The organism is Microbacterium sp. SA39, from assembly GCF_000967865.1.
Classification (GTDB): Bacteria; Actinomycetota; Actinomycetes; order Actinomycetales; family Microbacteriaceae; genus Microbacterium.
Window position 1 is genome coordinate 54,385 of the sequence record NZ_JXRU01000037.1, and the last position, 17,748, is coordinate 72,132.

A 17,748-nucleotide genomic window follows, 5' to 3' on the forward strand; every position below is an offset into this window, starting at 1 on the left:
GTAGGTCATGACTGAAAATCCCCGCAGCATCCTCGACGGTTACCGTGTGATCGACTGCTCGATCGCGATGGCCGGCCCTTTCGCTGCGCAGCGGCTCGGCGATCTCGGCGCCGACGTCATCAAGGTCGAGCCAACCGCCGGAGAGTGGCAGCGCTTCGCGTCGGCCGGGGGAGCTGCGGGCAACGAGATCAACGTCTCGTTCCTCTCCCTCAACCGCAACAAGCGATCGCTCGCCGTCGACCTGAAGTCGGATGCCGGACGCGAGGTCGTGCGCGACCTCATCGCCGGGGCCGACGTCTTCCTGCAGAACTACCGGCCGGGTGTCGCCGCGCGCCTCGGCCTCGACTACGAATCGCTCGCCGCGATCAACCCGTCGTTGGTCTACGTGTCGATGTCGGGCTACGGCGAGGACGGGCCGTACAAGGACCGCCCAGGGCAGGACCTCCTCCTTCAGGCCATGAGCGGAGCGATGCTCTCCGCCGGTCGCGAGGGCGAGCCGCCGTCGCCCGCCGGGCAGTATCTGGCGGATGCCGTCACCGCATCGACCGCCTTCGAAGCGGTGCTGGCCGCCCTGCTGCACCGCGAGCGCACCGGCGAGGGCCAGCTCGTGACGGTGAACATGCTCGACGCGCTGACCACCCTGCAGATGCAGGAGCTCAGCGTCTACACGGTCGGCGGTGTGCCGCAGCAGCGCGGCAGCGAGCCGAACGCGCACGTCTACATCCGTGCGCCCTACGGCATCTTCGCCACCTCTGACGGCTACCTCGCGCTCGGGTTCGCCGACCTGGAGAAGCTCGGCGAGGTGCTGGACGAGCCGTCGTTCCGCGGACTCGACGCCGAGGTGCACGGGTGGACGCATCGCGACGAGCTCTACGCCACGGTGGCGAAGCACCTGCGCGAGCAGCCGACGCAGCACTGGCTCGACACCCTCCTCCCCGCCGGCATGTGGGTGGGACCGGTCTACGGCTATGAGGACCTGGTGAACGATCCGCAGATCATCCACAACGGCACCTTCGTCGAGTACGACCACCCCACGGAGGGGCACATCAAGACGCCCGGCTTCCCCTATCGCTTCGCGAAGACGCCGGCGCGCATCGACCGCGGTGCGCCGCTCACGGGTGAGCACACGGCCGAGATCCTCGCCGAGCTCGGGCTGTCGCCGGAGCGCACTCAGGAACTGCTGGACTCCGGTGCCGTCGCGCAGACCTCGGCGCGGGTGGCGCCTGTGATGAGCACGGTGCCGTGACGGACTACGTCGGCCTCACCTGGGACCACCCCCGCGGACGGAACGCCCTCGAGGCGTCATCCGGCGATCTCGGCGGTGGCGACACCCTGCGGTGGGAGGTGCAGTCGCTCGAGGGCTTCGAGTCCGCCCCGATCGACGAGCTCGCCCGGCGTCACGACCTGCTCGTGCTCGACCATCCGCACCTCGGCGATGCGCTCGCGAGCGACAGCATCCGTCCCATCGATGAGCTGTTCGACGAGGAGCAGGTGCAGGCATGGTCGGAGGCCGCGGTCGGTCCGAGCATCGCCTCGTATCGACTCGACGGCCGCTTGTGGGCGCTGCCCCTGGATGCCGCGACGCAGGTTTCCGCGCGCCGTCGGGATCTCGTGGTCGACGCCCCCGAGACCTGGGACGACGCGCTCGCGCTGGCCGAGCGCGGTCTCGTCGCGACGAGTCTCGCCGGCCCGCACGCGTTCCTCTCCCTCTGCTCGATCGCGGTGTCGCTCGGCGACGATCCCGGGCGGGGTTCCGCTGGTCTCTTCGATCGCGCCCTCGCGCTGCGCGCGCTCGACCTGGTGACCCGCCTCTCGGCTCGGGCGCCGGAGGGCACGGCTCTCCTCAACCCGATCGGACTGCTCGATCGCATGCGGGATCGCGGCGACATCGGATACATCCCCCTCGTCTACGGCTACGTCAACTACAGCTCGCCGATCCTCGCTTTCGGTCCGGCGCCCGCCTTCGCCGGCCGCATCGGCTCGACCATCGGGGGTACCGGCATCGCGGTCACCCGCCGCTCCGCACCGTCGGCCGCTCTGCTCGCGCACCTGGGCCGCCTGCTCAGCGCCGAGGCGCAGACCGTGTTCATCCCGCAGCACGACGGGCAACCCGGGTTGCGAGCGGCATGGACGGATGCCGCGGTCGACGCGGCCGCGCACGGCTTCTACTCCGCGACCTTCTCGACGATCGAGGCCGCGTGGGTGCGGCCGCGCCTCGCCGGCTACATCCCCTTCCAGTCCGCGGCATCCGCCCTCGTTCGCTCCGTCATCGTCGGGGAGCGCTCGGCCGATGAGGCGCTCGACGAGATCGAGGAGCGGTTCGCCGCGCTGGGCGGCGGCGCTTCGACGAGCTCAGCGACCCAGGGCCGCGGCGCTTCGGCATCGATCAAGGAGACAGCATGACCACGGAACTCATCGTCGTCGAGAAGCACGACCACGTCGCGACGGTGCGGCTCAACCGTCCCGAGAAGCTCAACGCCGTCACCCAGGCCATGAGCGACGAGCTCGTGCGCATCGTGCGCGAGTTGAACGACGATCCCGAGGTGCGGGCCGTCGTCTACACCGGCACCGGACGTGCGTTCAGCGCCGGCAGCGACATCTCGACGCTCGACCAGTACGAGACTCCGTGGGACTTCCGCAACCGGCGCGACTACTGCGATGCGCTGCGCGAGCTCCGCAAGCCCGTGATCGCGGCCGTCAACGGCTACGCGTTCGGCGGTGGGCTCGAGGCCTCGCTGACCTGCGACATCCGGATCGCCGCCGACACCGCGAGCTTCGCGGCGCCCGAGATCAAACTGGGGTGGATCGGCGGCGGTGGCATGTCGGTGCTGCTCGCGAACTCGATCGGCGCGAGCAACGCGTCGCTGATGCTGATGACCGGAGACCCGATCGATGCGCAGCGCGCCCTCGCGTGGGGTCTGATCAGCGAGGTCGTCCCCGCCGACGCGCTCGTCGAACGGGCGCTGGAGCTGGCCACGACGATCGCGTCGCGGCCGCCGATCGCCGCCGAGACCGCCAAGGCGAATCTGCGCGCCGCCTTCAACCTGCCGCAGGACCAGGCCATCGCGTACGAGCGCGAGATGCAGGGCATCACCTTCGCCACCGAAGACGCCGCCGAGGGGCGGGCGGCCTTCGCCGAGAAGCGCCCCGGCGTCTTCCGCCGTCGCTGATGCGCGTCTGTCCGGGTTCGGCTGCGGGACTCGCTGTTCACAATTCAGCAAGAATCTCGCCGGTTCGCGCGAATCACCCCGAAACCGGCCAGCCGCGCAGATTCTGACTGAATTGTGCACCCGAGCCCACGAACACCGAACGCCCATAGTGTGGAAATGAGGAGCAGATGACTGAGAACTGGACCGGGGATGCCGTGGGCGTCCTGCCTGCTGATGCCGCAGACGCGCTGCTCGTCGGGCGCGTGCAGCTGCCCGAGGGGCCGAGCGTCGTGGTGCTGCGCGACGGCCGCCTGCACGATCTGTCGGCGACCTTCCCGACCATGGCCGCGCTCGCCGAGACCGCCGACCCCGCGTCCGCTGTCTGCGCGGCGGATGGGCCGGTCGTCGGAGGATTCGACGAGGTCTGGGCCAACACCGACCCGGACACCCGCGACGCCGCGCGCCCGTGGCTGCTGTCCCCGATCGACTTGCAGGTCGTCAAGGCGTCCGGGGTGACGTTCCCCGTGTCGATGCTCGAGCGCATCATCGAGGAGCGCGCCCGCGGCGAGGCCGAGTCGGCCGACGGCATCCGCGCCACGATCGTCGACGCGCTGGGCGGGGACATACGCGACCTCGTTCCGGGATCGCCCGAGGCCGCGCGCCTCAAGCAGGTGCTCATCGGTGCAGGTCTCTGGAGCCAGTACCTCGAGGTCGGCATCGGACCGGATGCTGAGATCTTCACCAAGGCGCCTGTCCTGGCGACGGTCGGCGCCGGGTCGGATGTCGGAGTGCTCGCCGAATCGAAGTGGAACAACCCCGAGCCAGAGGTCGTGCTGGTGGTCGCCTCGCACGGCGCCATCGTCGGCGCCACACTCGGCAACGACGTGAACCTCCGCGACATCGAGGGCCGGTCCGCGCTGCTGCTCGGACGCGCGAAGGACAACAACGCGTCGGCATCGGTCGGTCCGCTGATCCGGTTGTTCGACGACGGATTCAGCCTCGACGATGTGCGTCAGGAGACCGTCACCCTCTCGGTCGACGGCGACGACGGATTCTGCATGGAGGCCTCGTCGCACATGGCGCAGATCAGCCGCGATCCCGCCGACCTCGTGCGGCAGGCGAGCGGCACCCACCACGCCTACCCCGACGGCTTCGTGCTGTATCTCGGAACGATGTTCGCCCCGACAGACGACCGCGGCGAGGCGGGCCACGGCTTCACACACCACCTCGGCGATGTCGTGCGCATCGCCTCTCCCCACCTGGGCGCGCTGGTGAATCGCGTGCAGCACAGCGAAGAACTCGCGCCGTGGAGCTTCGGCATCGGCGCGCTCATGACCAACCTCGCACAGCGGGGCCTGCTCGGAAGGACGAGTGCATGACGACTCTCAACACGACCGACCCCCGCACCGGGAACACGTCGGCCACCGACATCGAACCGACGGATGCCGCCCACGTCGCAGCCCTCACCGAGGCGGCGGCATCCGCGTTCATCGAGCTGCGCTCCCGTCCGCGCGCGTGGCGGGCCGGGCTCCTCCGTGCGCTCGCCGACGGGCTCGAGGCCGACCGGGAGGCGCTCGTCGGCGCGGCCCTCGCCGAGACCGGGCTTCCCGAGGCGCGGCTGAACGGGGAACTCTCGCGGAGCGCCTTCCAGTTCCGTCTGTTCGCGGATGCCGTGGACGAGGGCGGCTACCTCGAAGCCGTCATCGATCATGCGGGCGACACCCCGCTCGGCCCCGGTCCCGACGTGCGGCGCATGCTCGTGCCGATCGGACCCGTCGCGGTCTTCGGCGCCAGCAACTTCCCGTTCGCGTTCTCGGTGGTCGGCGGCGACACCGCATCCGCGCTCGCCGCGGGCTGCCCCGTCGTGATCAAGGCGCACAGCTCGCACCTTCTCACCTCGCAGCGTTCGTTCGACTCCCTGTCGCGCGCGGCATCCGCCTATGGTGCGCCGCAGGCCACGCTGGGCATCGTGTACGGGCAGCAGGCCGGAGGGCTGCTCGTCGCGGACCCGCGCATCACGGCCGTCGGGTTCACCGGCTCGCTGTCGACGGGCAAGATCCTGCAGGCGATCATCGACGAGCGCGAGACGCCCATCCCGTTCTACGGCGAGCTGTCGAGCCTCAACCCGCTGGTGATCACACCGGGGGCGGCGGCGGAGCGCACGGCCGCGATCGGCGAGGGCCTCTTCGCCTCGGTCACCGGGTCGGCCGGGCAGCTGTGCACGAAGCCGGGTGTCGCGTTCGTGCCCGTGGGTGCCGAGGGTGATGCCCTGGTCGCCGACGTGGTCGCCCGGGCCGAGGATGCCGCCGCGCAGACGCTGCTGAACTCCCGCATCCACGGCGCGTTCGACGAGATCCGCACCCGCCTGATCGACGAAGGTGGGGCGCGCAGTCTCGTGGCGCCGCGCGCCGGGGAGGACGGGTTCTCCCTCACCCCCGCCGTGCTGGAGATCGACGCGAAAGACGTCACGCCCGCGGTGGCGGAGGAGGCCTTCGGGCCGCTCGTCGTGGTGATGCGGTACTCGACGGTCGCGGAGGTGCGCGACGCCCTCCAGGCGGTGCCGCACTCTCTGACGGCGACCATCCATTCGTCGCCCGACGAGGCCGACGTGCGTGGAGAGCTGACGGACGCCGCGCGCGACCTGGTCGGCCGCATCGTCTACGACGGCTACCCCACGGGTGTGCGGGTGTCGTGGGGCATGAACCACGGCGGTCCGTGGCCGGCGACGAACACGCAGCACAGCTCGGTCGGGGTCACCGCGATCCGTCGGTTCCTGCGCCCGCTCGCCTGGCAGGACGCCCCGGTCGACGTGCTCCCGGACGAGTTGCGCGACGGTCCGGCCGACCTGCCGCGGCGGGTCGACGGCGTGCTGCAGCTCGCGGATTCGTAGGAGCTTGGACGGGCTCAGCGGCCCAGAGGGCCCTGGGTCCCTGAGCCTGTCGAAGGGGCCCTGAGCCTGTCGACGGGCTCAGCCGAAAACGCCGTCCGGCAGCAGTCCGCGCATGATCAGCGCGCCCCAGAGCCCGTCGTCGATGACGGCCTCGAGCCGCTCGATCCCCGCCGCGACCTGGCCGCCGTCGCGGCATCCGAGTACCACGGACGTGACCGCGGGATGCCGCAGGCTGAACTGCATGGCGGCGGTGGGCAGGTCGATGCCGAAGTCCTCGCACACGTCGGCGATGGCGTTGGCTCGGGCGATGAGCGCGGGCGGTGCGGGGACGTAGTCGTAGGTGGCGTCCGCGGCGACGCGCGGGTGCGCCAGCAGCCCGGAGTTGTAGACCCCGACGTTCACGACACCGACGCCGCGGGCGAGAGCGGCGGGCAGCAGGTCGGCGAGAGCGGGCTGTTCGAGGAGCGTGTAGCGTCCGGCGAGCATGACCACGTCGATGTCGGTCTCGCGCACGAATCGGGCCGGCAGGGCGGACTGGTTCATGCCGACGCCCACCGCGTTCACGACTCCCTGCTCGCGTAGCTCGGTCAGCGCTCCGATGCCCTCCTGCGAGGCCTGGTCCCAATGGTCGTCGGGGTCGTGCAGGTAGACGATGTCGAGCCGGTCGACGCCGAGGCGGTCCATGCTCGCCTCGACGCCGCGGAGGATCGCGCCCCGCGAGAAGTCGAACTCGCGGCGGTAGGCCGCCGGCACTGCGAACCCGCCGCCGTCGAGCTGGCCCTCCGCATGGGGCTGGGGGATCAGCGTCCGCCCGGCCTTGGTCGACAGCACGTACTCGTCGCGAGGTCGGTCGGCGAGGAGCGCGCCGAGGCGTCGCTCGGAGTAGCCCAGGCCGTAGTGCGGAGCGGTGTCGAAGAGCCGCGAGCCGTGATCCCACGCGGTGTCGACGGCCGAGCGCGCCTGCTCGTCTGAGGTGACGCGGCCGAGGTTGCCGAGCTGGGCGCCGCCGAGGCCGAACCGGGTGAGGGGTGTTCCGGTGCGCAGCCGTGCCGACGGCATCCGCTGTGATCGCTGATCTTCTCGCACCCGCTCAGCGTAGCGAATACATATGACGAATGATCAATAGCGGACGAAACCCGGTCTCGCGCATTCCTCGCGACAGGGGACAATGGGACTGATGCTTCCCTCGCCGCACGCCCAGCACGCGGCTCCGCGCTCCCCGATGCGCGGTCCTGCCCTGCCGATCGGTGTCGCCGTGACCGCGATCGGCATACTGATCTCGATCGCGTCCGCACCGATCGCGTCGTCGAGTGCGGTCGAGGAGATGCCGGAACCGGTGGCTGTGGTGCAGGTGCCGACCGTCAAGGTAGGGGCGACGATCGCGGCGGACCCGTGCGCCGACCCGACAGTGCTGCAGTCACTCTCGAGCGGTGACGACGCCGCGACCGTCGCCGGTTTCGGCGGGGGAGAGAACTTCCGTGCCGCGGTGGTCGCCGGTAATGCGCCCTGCATCTCGCTGACCGACCCGGCACGCCTGTGGGTCGTCGTGAACAAGAGCCTCCCGTTGAATCCACCCGAGTACGAGCCCGCGGGGCTTGACTCCGTGCCGCTGCAGATGACGACGCGATCGGGCCTGGTGCGCTCAGATGTCGCCGCTGCCGTCGGACAGATGGCCGATGCGGCGGCGGCCGCGGGAGCGGGCCGCATCGGCGCGAACAACGGCTACCGGTCTTACGGTCTGCAGGCCGCCAACTACGACAATTTCGTGCGAACGCTGGGGCAGACGGATGCGGATGCCGGTTCGGCCAGGCCAGGGCACAGCGAGCATCAGACCGGTCTCGCGCTCGACGTGGTGGCGTGCGACGCGGCGTGCGGCGGGCTCGACGGGTTCGGCGGCACCGGGCAGAGCGAATGGGTGGCGGCGAACGCGTGGGAGTTCGGGTTCATCGTCCGCTACGAAGACGTGGGCACGCCGGTGACCGGTTATGCGCCCGAGCCGTGGCACCTGAGATACGTCGGTGTGGACCTCGCCGCTGCCTACCGCTCGGGTGGATACCGCACGCTCGAGGAGTTCTTCGGGCTGCCCGCGGCGCCCGACTACACCCACTGAGGGGCGCGCACGGGGCGCTTTGCGGCATCCCACAAGCGCGGTACCCAGTGTCACGTTCCGTGGGATGCATTCTCACAATGACCTGTCTCGTGTCGGCATCCGCCCATAGAATCGCGGGAGCAACGACGCACGACACGTTCAGGAGGATCGCATGGAACGCGACATCTACGAAGAGGATCACGAGGCTTTCCGCGACCTCGTGAAGGATTTCGTCAAGCGCTACGTCACCAACGCGACGATCGAGAAGTGGGATGCCGACGGCGAAGTCGACCGCGCCACGATGCTCGCCGCGGGCGAGGCCGGCATCATCGGGCTGTCGGTTCCGGAGGAGTTCGGCGGCGCGGGCATGCTGCAGGACTATCGCTTCCGCGCGGTCGTCAACGAAGAGGTCATCGCCGCAGGTGCCGGTTCGCTCGCCGGCGCATTCGGCATCCAGGACGACCTGGCGATCCCGTACCTGGTGCACATGGGCACGCAGGCGCAGAAGGAGAAGTGGCTGCCCCGCATGGCCACCGGCGAGGTCGTCGGAGCTCTGGCCATGACCGAGCCCGGCGCCGGATCCGACCTGCGCGGTATCAAGACCACCGCGAAGAAGGTCGACGGCGGCTACATCGTCAATGGCGCGAAGACGTTCATCTCGTCGGGTGCCTCGGCCGATCTCGTCGTCACGTTCGTGAAGACCGGCGAGGGCAACCGTCCGGACGCGTTCAGCCTCGTGCTGCTCGAAGACGGCATGGAGGGCTTCGAGCACGGCAAGAAGCTGCACAAGATGGGCTTCCAGGGCCACGACACCGCCGAGCTGTCGTTCAGCGACGTGTTCGTGCCCGAAGAGAACCTCATCGGCGGGGTCGAGGGCAAGGGCTTCGTGCAGCTGATGATGAACCTGCCCCTCGAGCGCCTGTCGATCGGTGTCGCAGGAGCGGCAGCCGCGCAGGCCGCGCTCGACTGGACGATCGCCTACACGAAGGACCGCGAGGCGTTCGGCGAGCGGATCATCGACTTCCAGAACACCCGCTTCAAGATCGCCGACATGGCGACCACGGTCGACGCGCTCTGGGCCTATATCGACCGCGCGCTGCTCGCCTACTCGAAGGGCAAGCTCTCGGCCGAAGAGGCCGCGAAGGTCAAGTTCTGGGCGACCGAGCGCGAATGGGAGGTGCTCGACACCGGGGTGCAGTTGCACGGCGGCTACGGGTACATCACCGAGTACCCGATCGCCCGCGCGTTCCTCGATGCTCGCGTGCACCGCATCTACGGCGGCACCAACGAGATCATGCGCGAGATCGTCGGACGGCAGATCGCGGGGAAGCGGTAGCAACGGCGATCACGCTGGATCAGAAATGCTCCCCTGGACGCTCCCGGGGGAGCATTTCTGATCCACCCCGACTGTCAGGTCCTTCCGACTCCGGCGCGGCGCAGCCGGTCTGCGATCAGGATCCCGAGGGCGGTCGCGCCGACGCAACTGGCCAGCGTGATCGCGAAGAACGCGATCCGCACACCGACCGGCATGGTCTCCAGGTTGAACGACGCCCAGGCGAGCAGCGGATACACGACACCTACGACGACTGCTCCGACGTAATGCATCCAGGTGCCCCAGTACCGCCAGATCACGAACAGGAAGGGCAACTCCGTGAACGCCGCCCACCACAGGTTCGTCGCGACGCTGCCGAACCCGTAGCCGGAGAACGGCACGATCACCAGACCCGCGAGGAGGCCGACCAACAGGCCGACCAGCGGACGACGCAGCAGCCGCAGAGCGACCACCGACGGCAGCATCCACAGCCCCGCCAGCGCGACGCTGACGAACGGCAGCCCGGGGAACAGGATGGTCGAGATCCAGTTCGCGGGCGCCAGCAGCAGACCGCCCGCGACACCCAGCGCCGCGCAGGTCAGCAGGATCGCCGTCGGGAACCGGAAACGGGTGCGACCCGCCACCCCGCTCATACCAGCGGCTCCGCAGCAGCCTCGCGCGCAGTCTTCGATGCCGGAGAGGCCGCACCGATCTTCCAGTACCCGCAGAAGCTCACCGCGTTCTTGTCGACGCCGCGCTCCCCGACGAGGTGCTTGCGCACTCCCGCCGCGAGCGACTGCTCGCCCGCCGCATACGCGTGGAACGGTGCATCCGGCAGCGCGGTGCGCGACAGCGTCTCCAGGGCCAGAGACCCGGGTGCGGCACCATCCGGCCGCACGATCCAGACCAGCTCGATGCCCGCCGGGCGGGGGAACGACAGCGCATCCTCTGTCGTCGGGACCTCGATGATCGCCGTGCCGACGGCATCCGCCGGCAGAGATGCACTGATCGACGCGATCGCCGGCAGCGCCGTCTCGTCGCCCACCAGCACGACACGATCCGTGCCGCGCTGCGGATTGAAAGTGAGACCCTCATCGATGATCAGCACATGCTCACCCGGGCTGCACGTCTCCGCCCACCGCGACGCGGGACCCGCCGTGCCGTCGGCCGCTGAGCCGTGCAGCACGAAGTCCACGTCGATCTCGGCACCGGCATCCGCCGTCGCCGCACGGTACGCCCGAACGGTGTAGTTGCGCATGACCGGACGCTCGCCATCGGGGATGCGCAGGAATCTCAGATACCCGAACATCTTGTTGGCCTTCGCCGGCACGCGGTCGAGTCCTCCGTCGCCGCCGATCGGCAGGAACAGGCGGAACCACTGGTCGAAGCCCATCGGCCGGAACTTCTCGATCTCACGACCTCCGAGGGTCACCCGCACCCAGTGCGCCGACAGCCGTTCGCTGCGCAGCACCTCGAGGTGGATGAGCTCGGACGACTCGGGTTTGACCAACTTGCTGTATGCCATCGGGCGCCTTTCAGGGCAGCTGCCAGGGGAAGAACGCGACGAAGATCGCAGCGGATGCCGCGACGCTCGCCACCGTGAAGACGAAGTCGCGCGCACGGAACGGCACGAGATGCCGCTCGGTGCGCGTCGGATGAGCGCCGAACGCGCGCGAGTCCATCGCAAGAGCCACGCGCTCGGCGTGGCGGATCGCCCCCGCCAGCAGCGGCACGATGTACCCCCATCCGCGAGCGATGCGAGCGAACGGACCCCGCCCGCCGTGATGCCCACGCACGCGGTGCGCCGCACGGATCACGGCGAGCTCGTGCCCGAACCGCGGCACGAACCGGAACGCCGCCAGAGCCGTGTATCCGATCCGGTACGGCACTCGCAGCTGCTGCACGCTCGCACGGACGAGGTCAGGACCGGTCGTCGTGAGGCCGCCGATCAGCGCGAGCGCCATGATCGAGCCGAGGCGCAGGGCGGTGGCGAAGCCGATCTCGAGCGCGCCCGAGTACAGCGTCCAGTCGCCGACCCGCAGGAACGGCGCACTGTCCGCAACGAGTGCCGCGTCCACCCAGAGCGAGAAGCCGACGCCGATCGCCAGCACGCCGACCGGCAGCGCGAGCAGCATGAGCGCGAACAGCCGACCGGTGAGCCGGGCGCCGATCATGATCACCGCGTACGCGAGCACGAGGAAAGCGGCCGGAGTCGCGAGATCGCGCACGAAGATGAGCAGCACCATCGCCGGCGCGAAGCCCACGACCTTCGCGAGCGGGTTCAGCGCATACAGGAACTGGTGCCGCGACGTGACCGTCATCGTCGCGTACGGGTCGAAGGCGGCAGACGCGGGAGTCGGCGCAGTGGCGGTCACGACGACACCTCCAGACCGGCGGATGCCAGCACCCGCTGCAACGGGGGAAGGCGCAGACCCGCCTCGGCGAACACCTGTTCGTCCTGGAACAACGTCGACGTCGGGCCCGCGGCATGAACCCGGCCATCCTTCAAGACGACCGTGTGGGTGGTGTGCTCGGCGACCAGCTGCAGATCATGGGTGACGATCACGATCGTCGTCCCCTCGGCACGCAGGTTCCGCAGCAGCTCGAGGAGCTCGGATGCTCTGGCGCGATCCTGCCCGAACGTCGGCTCATCCAGCGCCAGCACCCGCGGGCGCGTGATCAGGGCGGTACCGACCGAGAGGCGCCGCTTCTCCCCGCCCGAGAGCAGGAACGGATGCACGTCCGCCTTGTGCTCGAGCCCGAAGCGGGCGAGCATCTCCTCCACGCGAGCCGCGATCTCGGCATCCGACATCTTTCGTTCTCCGGGTCCCTGAGCCGGGGCCACGCGCCTCGGAGGCTCCGGGCAGCGCGGAGCGATGGCTGGAGGGAGGCGGGGAGAGCGAAGGGTCAGACCGTGCGCGAGCTCATCGAACACCGTGTGCGCGATGAACTGATGCTCCGGATTCTGGAACACGAACCCGATGCGCGACGACAGATCCCGCGGCGAAGCCGAACCGGGGTCCATGCCGTCGACGCTCACCTGCCCCTTCGGCGGTGCCACGACTCCCGCGAGCGCCTGAATCAGCGTGGTCTTGCCCGCACCGTTCGCACCGACGATCGCGGTGAGACTGCCCTCTGCGATGTCCAGATCGACGCCGTGCAGGATCTCGGTCCGTCGCCGCCGTACCGTCAGCCCCCGGGCGCGGATGATTGTCGGGGCTTCGGTCGTTGAGCGAGCGGAGCTGCGTTTCGTCTCGTCGCGGAGATCCGCACTGAGCAAGCTTTGGCGAGTCGAAGCGTCCTCGCTCAACGACCGGAGGGACTGAGCCAGCTCCTCCGGCGACAGGGGCAGCACGTCGAACACATGCCCCTGCTCCCGCAGCCGCAGCGCCGCCAGTGTCGCCGCAGGCAGCCACACACCCATCGTGACGAGCTCATCGGCATGCTCCCGGATGACCTCTGCGGCCGGCCCGTCGAACGCGACCCGACCCTCGCGGTCGAGCACGATCGTGCGCGTGAGGAACCCCATCGCCGCATCCAGGTTGTGCTCCACGAGCAGGATCGCGCGATCCCCCGCCCCGATCACATCGGTCAGCGCGGCGTACACGTCGTCGATGCCCTGCGGATCCAGGTTCGCGGTCGGCTCGTCCAGCACGATGAGTGGAGACCCCATCGCCAGCGCACACGCGATCGCGAGACGTTGTCGGCCACCGCCCGAGAGGTGATCCGGGTTGTCGTCGCGTCGTTCCCACAGTCCGACGCGGCGGAGCGCGTCCTCGACCCGCTCGCGAACAGCAGGCAGCGGCAGGAGCAGGTTCTCCGGCCCGAACGCGACCTCGTCGTACACGGTGCCCGTGACGATCTGCGCGTCCGGATCCTGGAACACCATCGCGACCTGCGTGCTCAGCGTCGCCGTGTGGGTCGTCGCCGTATCGAGCCCGCCGGCCTCGACCGTGCCTGTCATCGTCGCGGGGAGCGCGTGCGGGATCAGCCCGTTCAGGGCGAGTGTGAGCGTCGACTTGCCCGAGCCCGAAGGACCCAGCAGCAGCACGACCTCGCCCGCCGCGATGTCGAACGTGACGTCGCGAGGCGACGGGTGCGCGGCATCCGCGTGGGTGAGTGAGAGCTCACGCACGCTGAGGAGGGGCGCGGATGGGCGCACGGCGTAGTCCTGGGTCGGTGGATCGAACCCTTCTAACTTAGCTGAGCCTTACCTGATTTCACCATCGCCCGAACAGGCGCGAGCATCAGCGCTGAGCGACCCCGGCTCGCCGCAACGCCGCCCCGATGGCGAGTCCGGCGGCAGTCCAGACGATGGGTCCCAGCACCGAGATCACGAGGTACAGCACCTGCGCCCACAGCGGCAGCGCACCCAGGTGCGCGGCGAAGAACACCACGACGGCGACGACCACGCCGATGACCGCGGCCGAGATGAAGAACCGCCAGGCGCCCCACGCCCGGTACCGGGTGAGCGCCGCGACGCCCTCCTGGATCGCTCCGAACAACAGCGCCGTGCCGATGAAACGCAGCGACCACGCCGGGTTGAACGCGCTCGCGACAAGTGCCGCGATGACGTGCGTGACCAGCGCCACGAGAGGTCGCCGCAGCACCTCCTGAGCGATGATCCCGGGCAGCACGTGCGACCCGAGCACGAGGCCGTACAAGAAGACCGGGCCGGCCAGCACGGGGACGGTCAACCAGCCCGCGACTCCGCCGATGATGCCCGTGGCGACGCCGATCGCCGCACAGACCAGCAGCAGTCTGGTCGAAAGAACGGGGGGCGGGGACACCGTCCCAGCCTACTTGCGGGCTGAACGCCGACGGCCGGACGGGGACCGTGAAAAAGGACCACCGCGCCCACCTCATGTCGACGAAAGTCACCCCTGTGGCCCTAGGTCTAGGTTTCCGGCAGGCCCCTGGCGCGCCTGTCGACCCCGGACTAATTTGAGCCGCAGTGCGGCAACGTCGCCGCATGATCGAGATCATCGGGAGAAGCACATGGGTCGAACACCCCTCCGGATGGCAGCAGCCACCACCCTGGCGACGCTGTTCATCGCATCGACGGCAACCGCAGGTTACGCGGCGGAGGAGGTGACGCACCCCGTTCCCATCGGCGGCACCCCCGGCCACTACATCGTCGTGATGAAGGCCGATCCCCTCGCCAGCTACACAGGCGATGTGAAGGGCCTCAAGGCCACCAAGCCTGCCGAGGGCGAGCAGCTCGAGACGCAGTCGCAGGATTCCCAGCGCTACGTCGAGCATCTCGAGACCGAGCAGACCGACCTCGCCACGCAGGTGGGCATCACGCCCGACACGACCTATCAGGTCGCGCTGAACGGATTCAGCGCCGACCTCACCGGCGAACAGGTCGACGAGCTCCGTGCCTCGAAAGACGTGTACGCCGTCTATCCCGATGAGATCCGGCACCCTGTCGCCCAGACCTCGACCGACTTCCTCGGTCTCGGCGACGACCGCAAGGGCCGTGGCGGAGTCTGGCAGCAGACCGGCGGCGTCGACAAAGCAGGCGAGGGCGTCGTCGTCGGTGTGATCGACACCGGCATCGCGCCGGAGCATCCGTCCTTCACGGGCAAGAAGCTCAAGAAGCAGAACAAGCAGCAGAACCGTCACAAGGGCAACCAGCCCTACACCGACGGCTCCTTCGTGTACTTCGACAAGTCCGACGGCGGGCAGTTCCAGTCCCCGATCGTCGAAGCGCAGGACTGGGACAGGAGCGACTACTCGTCCAAGCTCATCGGCGGCCAGTACTTCTACCGGGGTGCTGAGGCAGCGGGCTTCGACTTCCAGTACGACTACCTCTCGCCGCGCGACGGCGACGGACACGGCTCGCACACCGCCAGCACCGCAGCCGGCAACTTCAAGGTCGCGGCATCCGTCGAAGGCGTCGACCTCGGCACCGTCTCCGGCGTCGCCCCCGGCGCCAAGGTCGCCGCGTACAAGGCCTGCTACGTGGGCCCCGACACCGCCGTCACCACCGACGACATCTGCGCTCTCAGCGACCTCGTCGCCGCGATCGATCAGGCCGTCGCCGACGGCGTCGACGTGATCAACTACTCGATCGGCGGAGGATCGGCCACCACCGTCATGTCCCCGGAGGACCTCGCGTTCATGAGCGCAGCGGCCGCAGGCGTCTTCGTCGCGGTCAGCGCCGGCAACGACGGTCCCGACCCGGCGACGGCCGACCATGCCTCGCCCTGGTACACGACCGTCGCGGCATCCACCATCCCGACGTGGGAGGGCACGGTGCAGTTCGAAGGCTTCGAACAGGCCGGCGCCTCGGTGAGCGTGCCGTTCGGCGAGACCGTGACCGGTCCGTCGATCTATGCGGGGGATGCTGCGGCAGCCGGCGCCGCCGCCGCCGACGCCGCCCTCTGCGTACCAGGGGCGCTCGACCCGGCCGAGATCGCAGGACGCATCGTCGTCTGCGATCGCGGAGGCAACGCGAGAGCGGAGAAATCTCAGGTCGTGAAGGATGCCGGTGGCATCGGCATGGTCCTCGTGAACGTGCCGGGGGGTGCGGATTCGCTCGACAACGACTTCCACGCCGTCCCGGCCGTGCACCTCAGCTCGGTGCACCGCGCGGCCGTGCTCGCCTATGTGCAGGGCGGCACCGATCGCCCGATCTCGCTGGTCGGCGAGAACACCACGGGTGTGACCACGCCGACGCCGCAGATCGCCGGGTTCTCGAGCCGCGGCCCGATGCTCGCCGACGGCAGCGATGTGCTGAAGCCGGATGTCACGGCTCCCGGTGTCGCGATCCTCGCGGCGACCGACAACGCTCCGGGAGAGGAGCCGACGTTCGGCATCCTCTCGGGCACCTCGATGTCGTCGCCGCATGTCGCAGGTCTCGGCGCGCTGTATCTCGGTGAGCGTCCGAAGGCGACGCCCGCCGAGGTCAAGTCGGCCATGATGACGACCGCCTACGACACGGTGCTCGCGGATGGCTCGCCGAACACGAACCCGTTCGAGCAGGGTGCCGGTCACGTCGACCCGACGCGCTTCTTCAACCCGGGTCTGCTGTACCTCAACGGTGCGAAGGACTGGGCCGCGTTCCTCGACGGCAAGGGTCTCTCGGACTTCCCGGGGATCGAGCCGATCGACGGCAGCGATCTGAACCAGGCGTCGATCTCGATCGGCACGCTGGCAAGCGCGCAGACCGTGACGCGGTCGGTCACCTCGACCGAGAAGGGCGTCTTCACGGCCAAGGCCTCGGTGCCCGGCGTGAACGTGAAGGTCACCCCGCAGCAGCTGACGTTCGACAAGCCCGGGCAGACGAAGACCTTCACGGTGACGTTCGACAACGCCAGCGCTCCGGTCGAGCAGTGGGCGACCGGATCGCTCGTCTGGACCAGCGCGAAGAACACGGTGCGCTCGCCGATCGCGGTGTTCCCGGTGACGGCGGATGCTCCGGCTGAGGTCACGGGCTCAGGCGTCGACGGCAGCACAACGGTCGAGGTCACCCCCGGCCTCACCGGGGAGCTCCCACTGAACCTGTCCGGACTCGCCGCGTTCGAGCTGCTCGCCGACCCGGACAATCCAGTCGAGGGCCACTCAGGTGACGAGAACTCCGGAGACGCCGACAAGGACGTCGCCTGGATCGTCGATGTGCCCGAGGGCACCACGCTCTCGCGCTTCGACCTCGACTCGTCGGACGACGACGGCAGCGACCTCGACCTCACCGTGTACCGCGTGGTGAGCGCCGACGACCTGCAGTACTACCAGCGCTGGCAATCGGCATCCGGATCGGCGGACGAGAGGGTCACGATCCCCGCGCCCACCGCCGGCACCTACCTCGTGGTGGCGAACATCTACTCGACGACGGGCCCGATGACGTGGGACATGACCTACGCCAACGTGCTGCCGGCCGGCGAGGGTGCTCTCACCGCGACGCCGAACCCGCTCTCGGTGGTCCGCGGTGAGAAGACGAGCTACCAGCTCGGCTGGACGGGTCTCACTCCGGGAGCGCGCTACCTCGGGCTCGTGCAGTACGGCGACTCGGAGGTCCGCACGATCCTGACGGTCGACGCACCGGCAGCGGCGGATGTTCCCGAGACGGAAGCACCGGAGACGGAGGCTCCCGAGACGGAGACCCCGCCGACCGAGGCCCCGGAGACGGAGGCCCCGCCGACCGAGGCGCCGCCGACGGAAGCACCGCCGACCGAGGCCCCGCCGACGGAAGCCCCGGAGACGGCGAAGCCGGAGTAAGCCCCCACTGTTTCGTCTCGCTTCGCTCGCTCAACGACCGGGCTCCTCCCTCCCGGTCGTTGAGCGAGTGGCACTTCGACTCGCC

At 69.3% G+C, this 17,748-nt stretch carries 14 protein-coding genes; 8 read left to right on the forward strand and 6 right to left on the reverse strand.

Translation table 11 applies throughout. The annotated features are described in order from the left end of the window. Positions 1 to 7 precede the first annotated feature (7 nt). The 5 genes from RS85_RS13745 (at position 8) to RS85_RS13765 (ending at position 6,039) form a co-directional block, all read left to right on the forward strand. A complete protein-coding gene (locus tag RS85_RS13745) occupies positions 8 to 1,246 on the forward strand; it encodes a CaiB/BaiF CoA transferase family protein (protein WP_046014033.1) in 1,239 nt (412 codons plus the stop codon). After that, the gene (locus tag RS85_RS13750) at positions 1,243 to 2,403 is read left to right on the forward strand and encodes a hypothetical protein (RefSeq protein WP_200894842.1); all 1,161 of its coding nucleotides are present in this window, start codon (positions 1,243 to 1,245) and stop codon (positions 2,401 to 2,403) included. Before RS85_RS13745 ends, RS85_RS13750 begins: the two co-directional genes overlap by 4 nt. Beyond that, positions 2,400 to 3,170: an enoyl-CoA hydratase/isomerase family protein gene (locus RS85_RS13755; protein ID WP_046014034.1), complete on the forward strand. Its 771-nt coding sequence runs from the start codon at positions 2,400 to 2,402 to the stop codon at positions 3,168 to 3,170. The genes RS85_RS13750 and RS85_RS13755 overlap by 4 nt, the downstream gene beginning before the upstream one ends. Before the next feature lie 167 nt (positions 3,171 to 3,337). Beyond that, positions 3,338 to 4,528 (forward strand): fumarylacetoacetate hydrolase family protein, encoded by a 1,191-nt coding sequence (locus RS85_RS13760; protein WP_046014035.1) that lies wholly within the window; start codon positions 3,338 to 3,340, stop codon positions 4,526 to 4,528. Further along, positions 4,525 to 6,039, forward strand: a complete 1,515-nt coding sequence (locus RS85_RS13765) for an aldehyde dehydrogenase (NADP(+)) (RefSeq protein ID WP_046014036.1) — start codon at positions 4,525 to 4,527, stop codon at positions 6,037 to 6,039. Before RS85_RS13760 ends, RS85_RS13765 begins: the two co-directional genes overlap by 4 nt. Before the next feature lie 78 nt (positions 6,040 to 6,117). Here RS85_RS13765 and RS85_RS13770 read toward each other — a convergent pair whose 3' ends face one another. Beyond that, a complete protein-coding gene (locus tag RS85_RS13770; RefSeq protein ID WP_327037222.1) occupies positions 6,118 to 7,125 on the reverse strand; it encodes an aldo/keto reductase in 1,008 nt (335 codons plus the stop codon). A gap of 91 nt (positions 7,126 to 7,216) precedes the next feature. Between RS85_RS13770 and RS85_RS13775 the strand changes: the two genes are divergently transcribed. Both RS85_RS13775 and RS85_RS13780 read left to right on the forward strand, forming a co-directional pair. Further along, a complete protein-coding gene (locus RS85_RS13775; RefSeq protein WP_052703589.1) occupies positions 7,217 to 8,149 on the forward strand; it encodes a M15 family metallopeptidase in 933 nt (310 codons plus the stop codon). A gap of 151 nt (positions 8,150 to 8,300) precedes the next feature. Further along, a complete protein-coding gene (locus RS85_RS13780; RefSeq protein ID WP_046014038.1) occupies positions 8,301 to 9,464 on the forward strand; it encodes an acyl-CoA dehydrogenase family protein in 1,164 nt (387 codons plus the stop codon). Positions 9,465 to 9,538: 74 nt separating this feature from the next. Here RS85_RS13780 and RS85_RS13785 read toward each other — a convergent pair whose 3' ends face one another. The 5 genes from RS85_RS13785 to RS85_RS13805 form a co-directional block, all read right to left on the reverse strand. Beyond that, positions 9,539 to 10,093, reverse strand: coding sequence for an ECF transporter S component (locus RS85_RS13785; RefSeq protein ID WP_046014039.1), 555 nt, complete (start codon positions 10,091 to 10,093; stop codon positions 9,539 to 9,541). Then, positions 10,090 to 10,965 (reverse strand): siderophore-interacting protein, encoded by an 876-nt coding sequence (locus tag RS85_RS13790; protein ID WP_046014040.1) that lies wholly within the window; start codon positions 10,963 to 10,965, stop codon positions 10,090 to 10,092. The genes RS85_RS13785 and RS85_RS13790 overlap by 4 nt, the downstream gene beginning before the upstream one ends. A gap of 10 nt (positions 10,966 to 10,975) precedes the next feature. After that, positions 10,976 to 11,761 carry an energy-coupling factor transporter transmembrane component T gene (locus tag RS85_RS13795; RefSeq protein ID WP_046014208.1) on the reverse strand — a complete coding sequence of 262 codons (786 nt, stop codon included), beginning with the start codon at positions 11,759 to 11,761 and terminating at the stop codon, positions 10,976 to 10,978. 50 nt (positions 11,762 to 11,811) lie between these two features. Further along, positions 11,812 to 13,602 (reverse strand): ABC transporter ATP-binding protein, encoded by a 1,791-nt coding sequence (locus RS85_RS13800; RefSeq protein WP_046014041.1) that lies wholly within the window; start codon positions 13,600 to 13,602, stop codon positions 11,812 to 11,814. Positions 13,603 to 13,687: 85 nt separating this feature from the next. Beyond that, a complete protein-coding gene (locus RS85_RS13805) occupies positions 13,688 to 14,230 on the reverse strand; it encodes an ECF transporter S component (RefSeq protein ID WP_046014042.1) in 543 nt (180 codons plus the stop codon). 229 nt (positions 14,231 to 14,459) lie between these two features. Between RS85_RS13805 and RS85_RS13810 the strand changes: the two genes are divergently transcribed. Next, positions 14,460 to 17,663, forward strand: coding sequence for a S8 family serine peptidase (locus tag RS85_RS13810; RefSeq protein WP_052703573.1), 3,204 nt, complete (start codon positions 14,460 to 14,462; stop codon positions 17,661 to 17,663). Positions 17,664 to 17,748 lie beyond the last annotated feature (85 nt).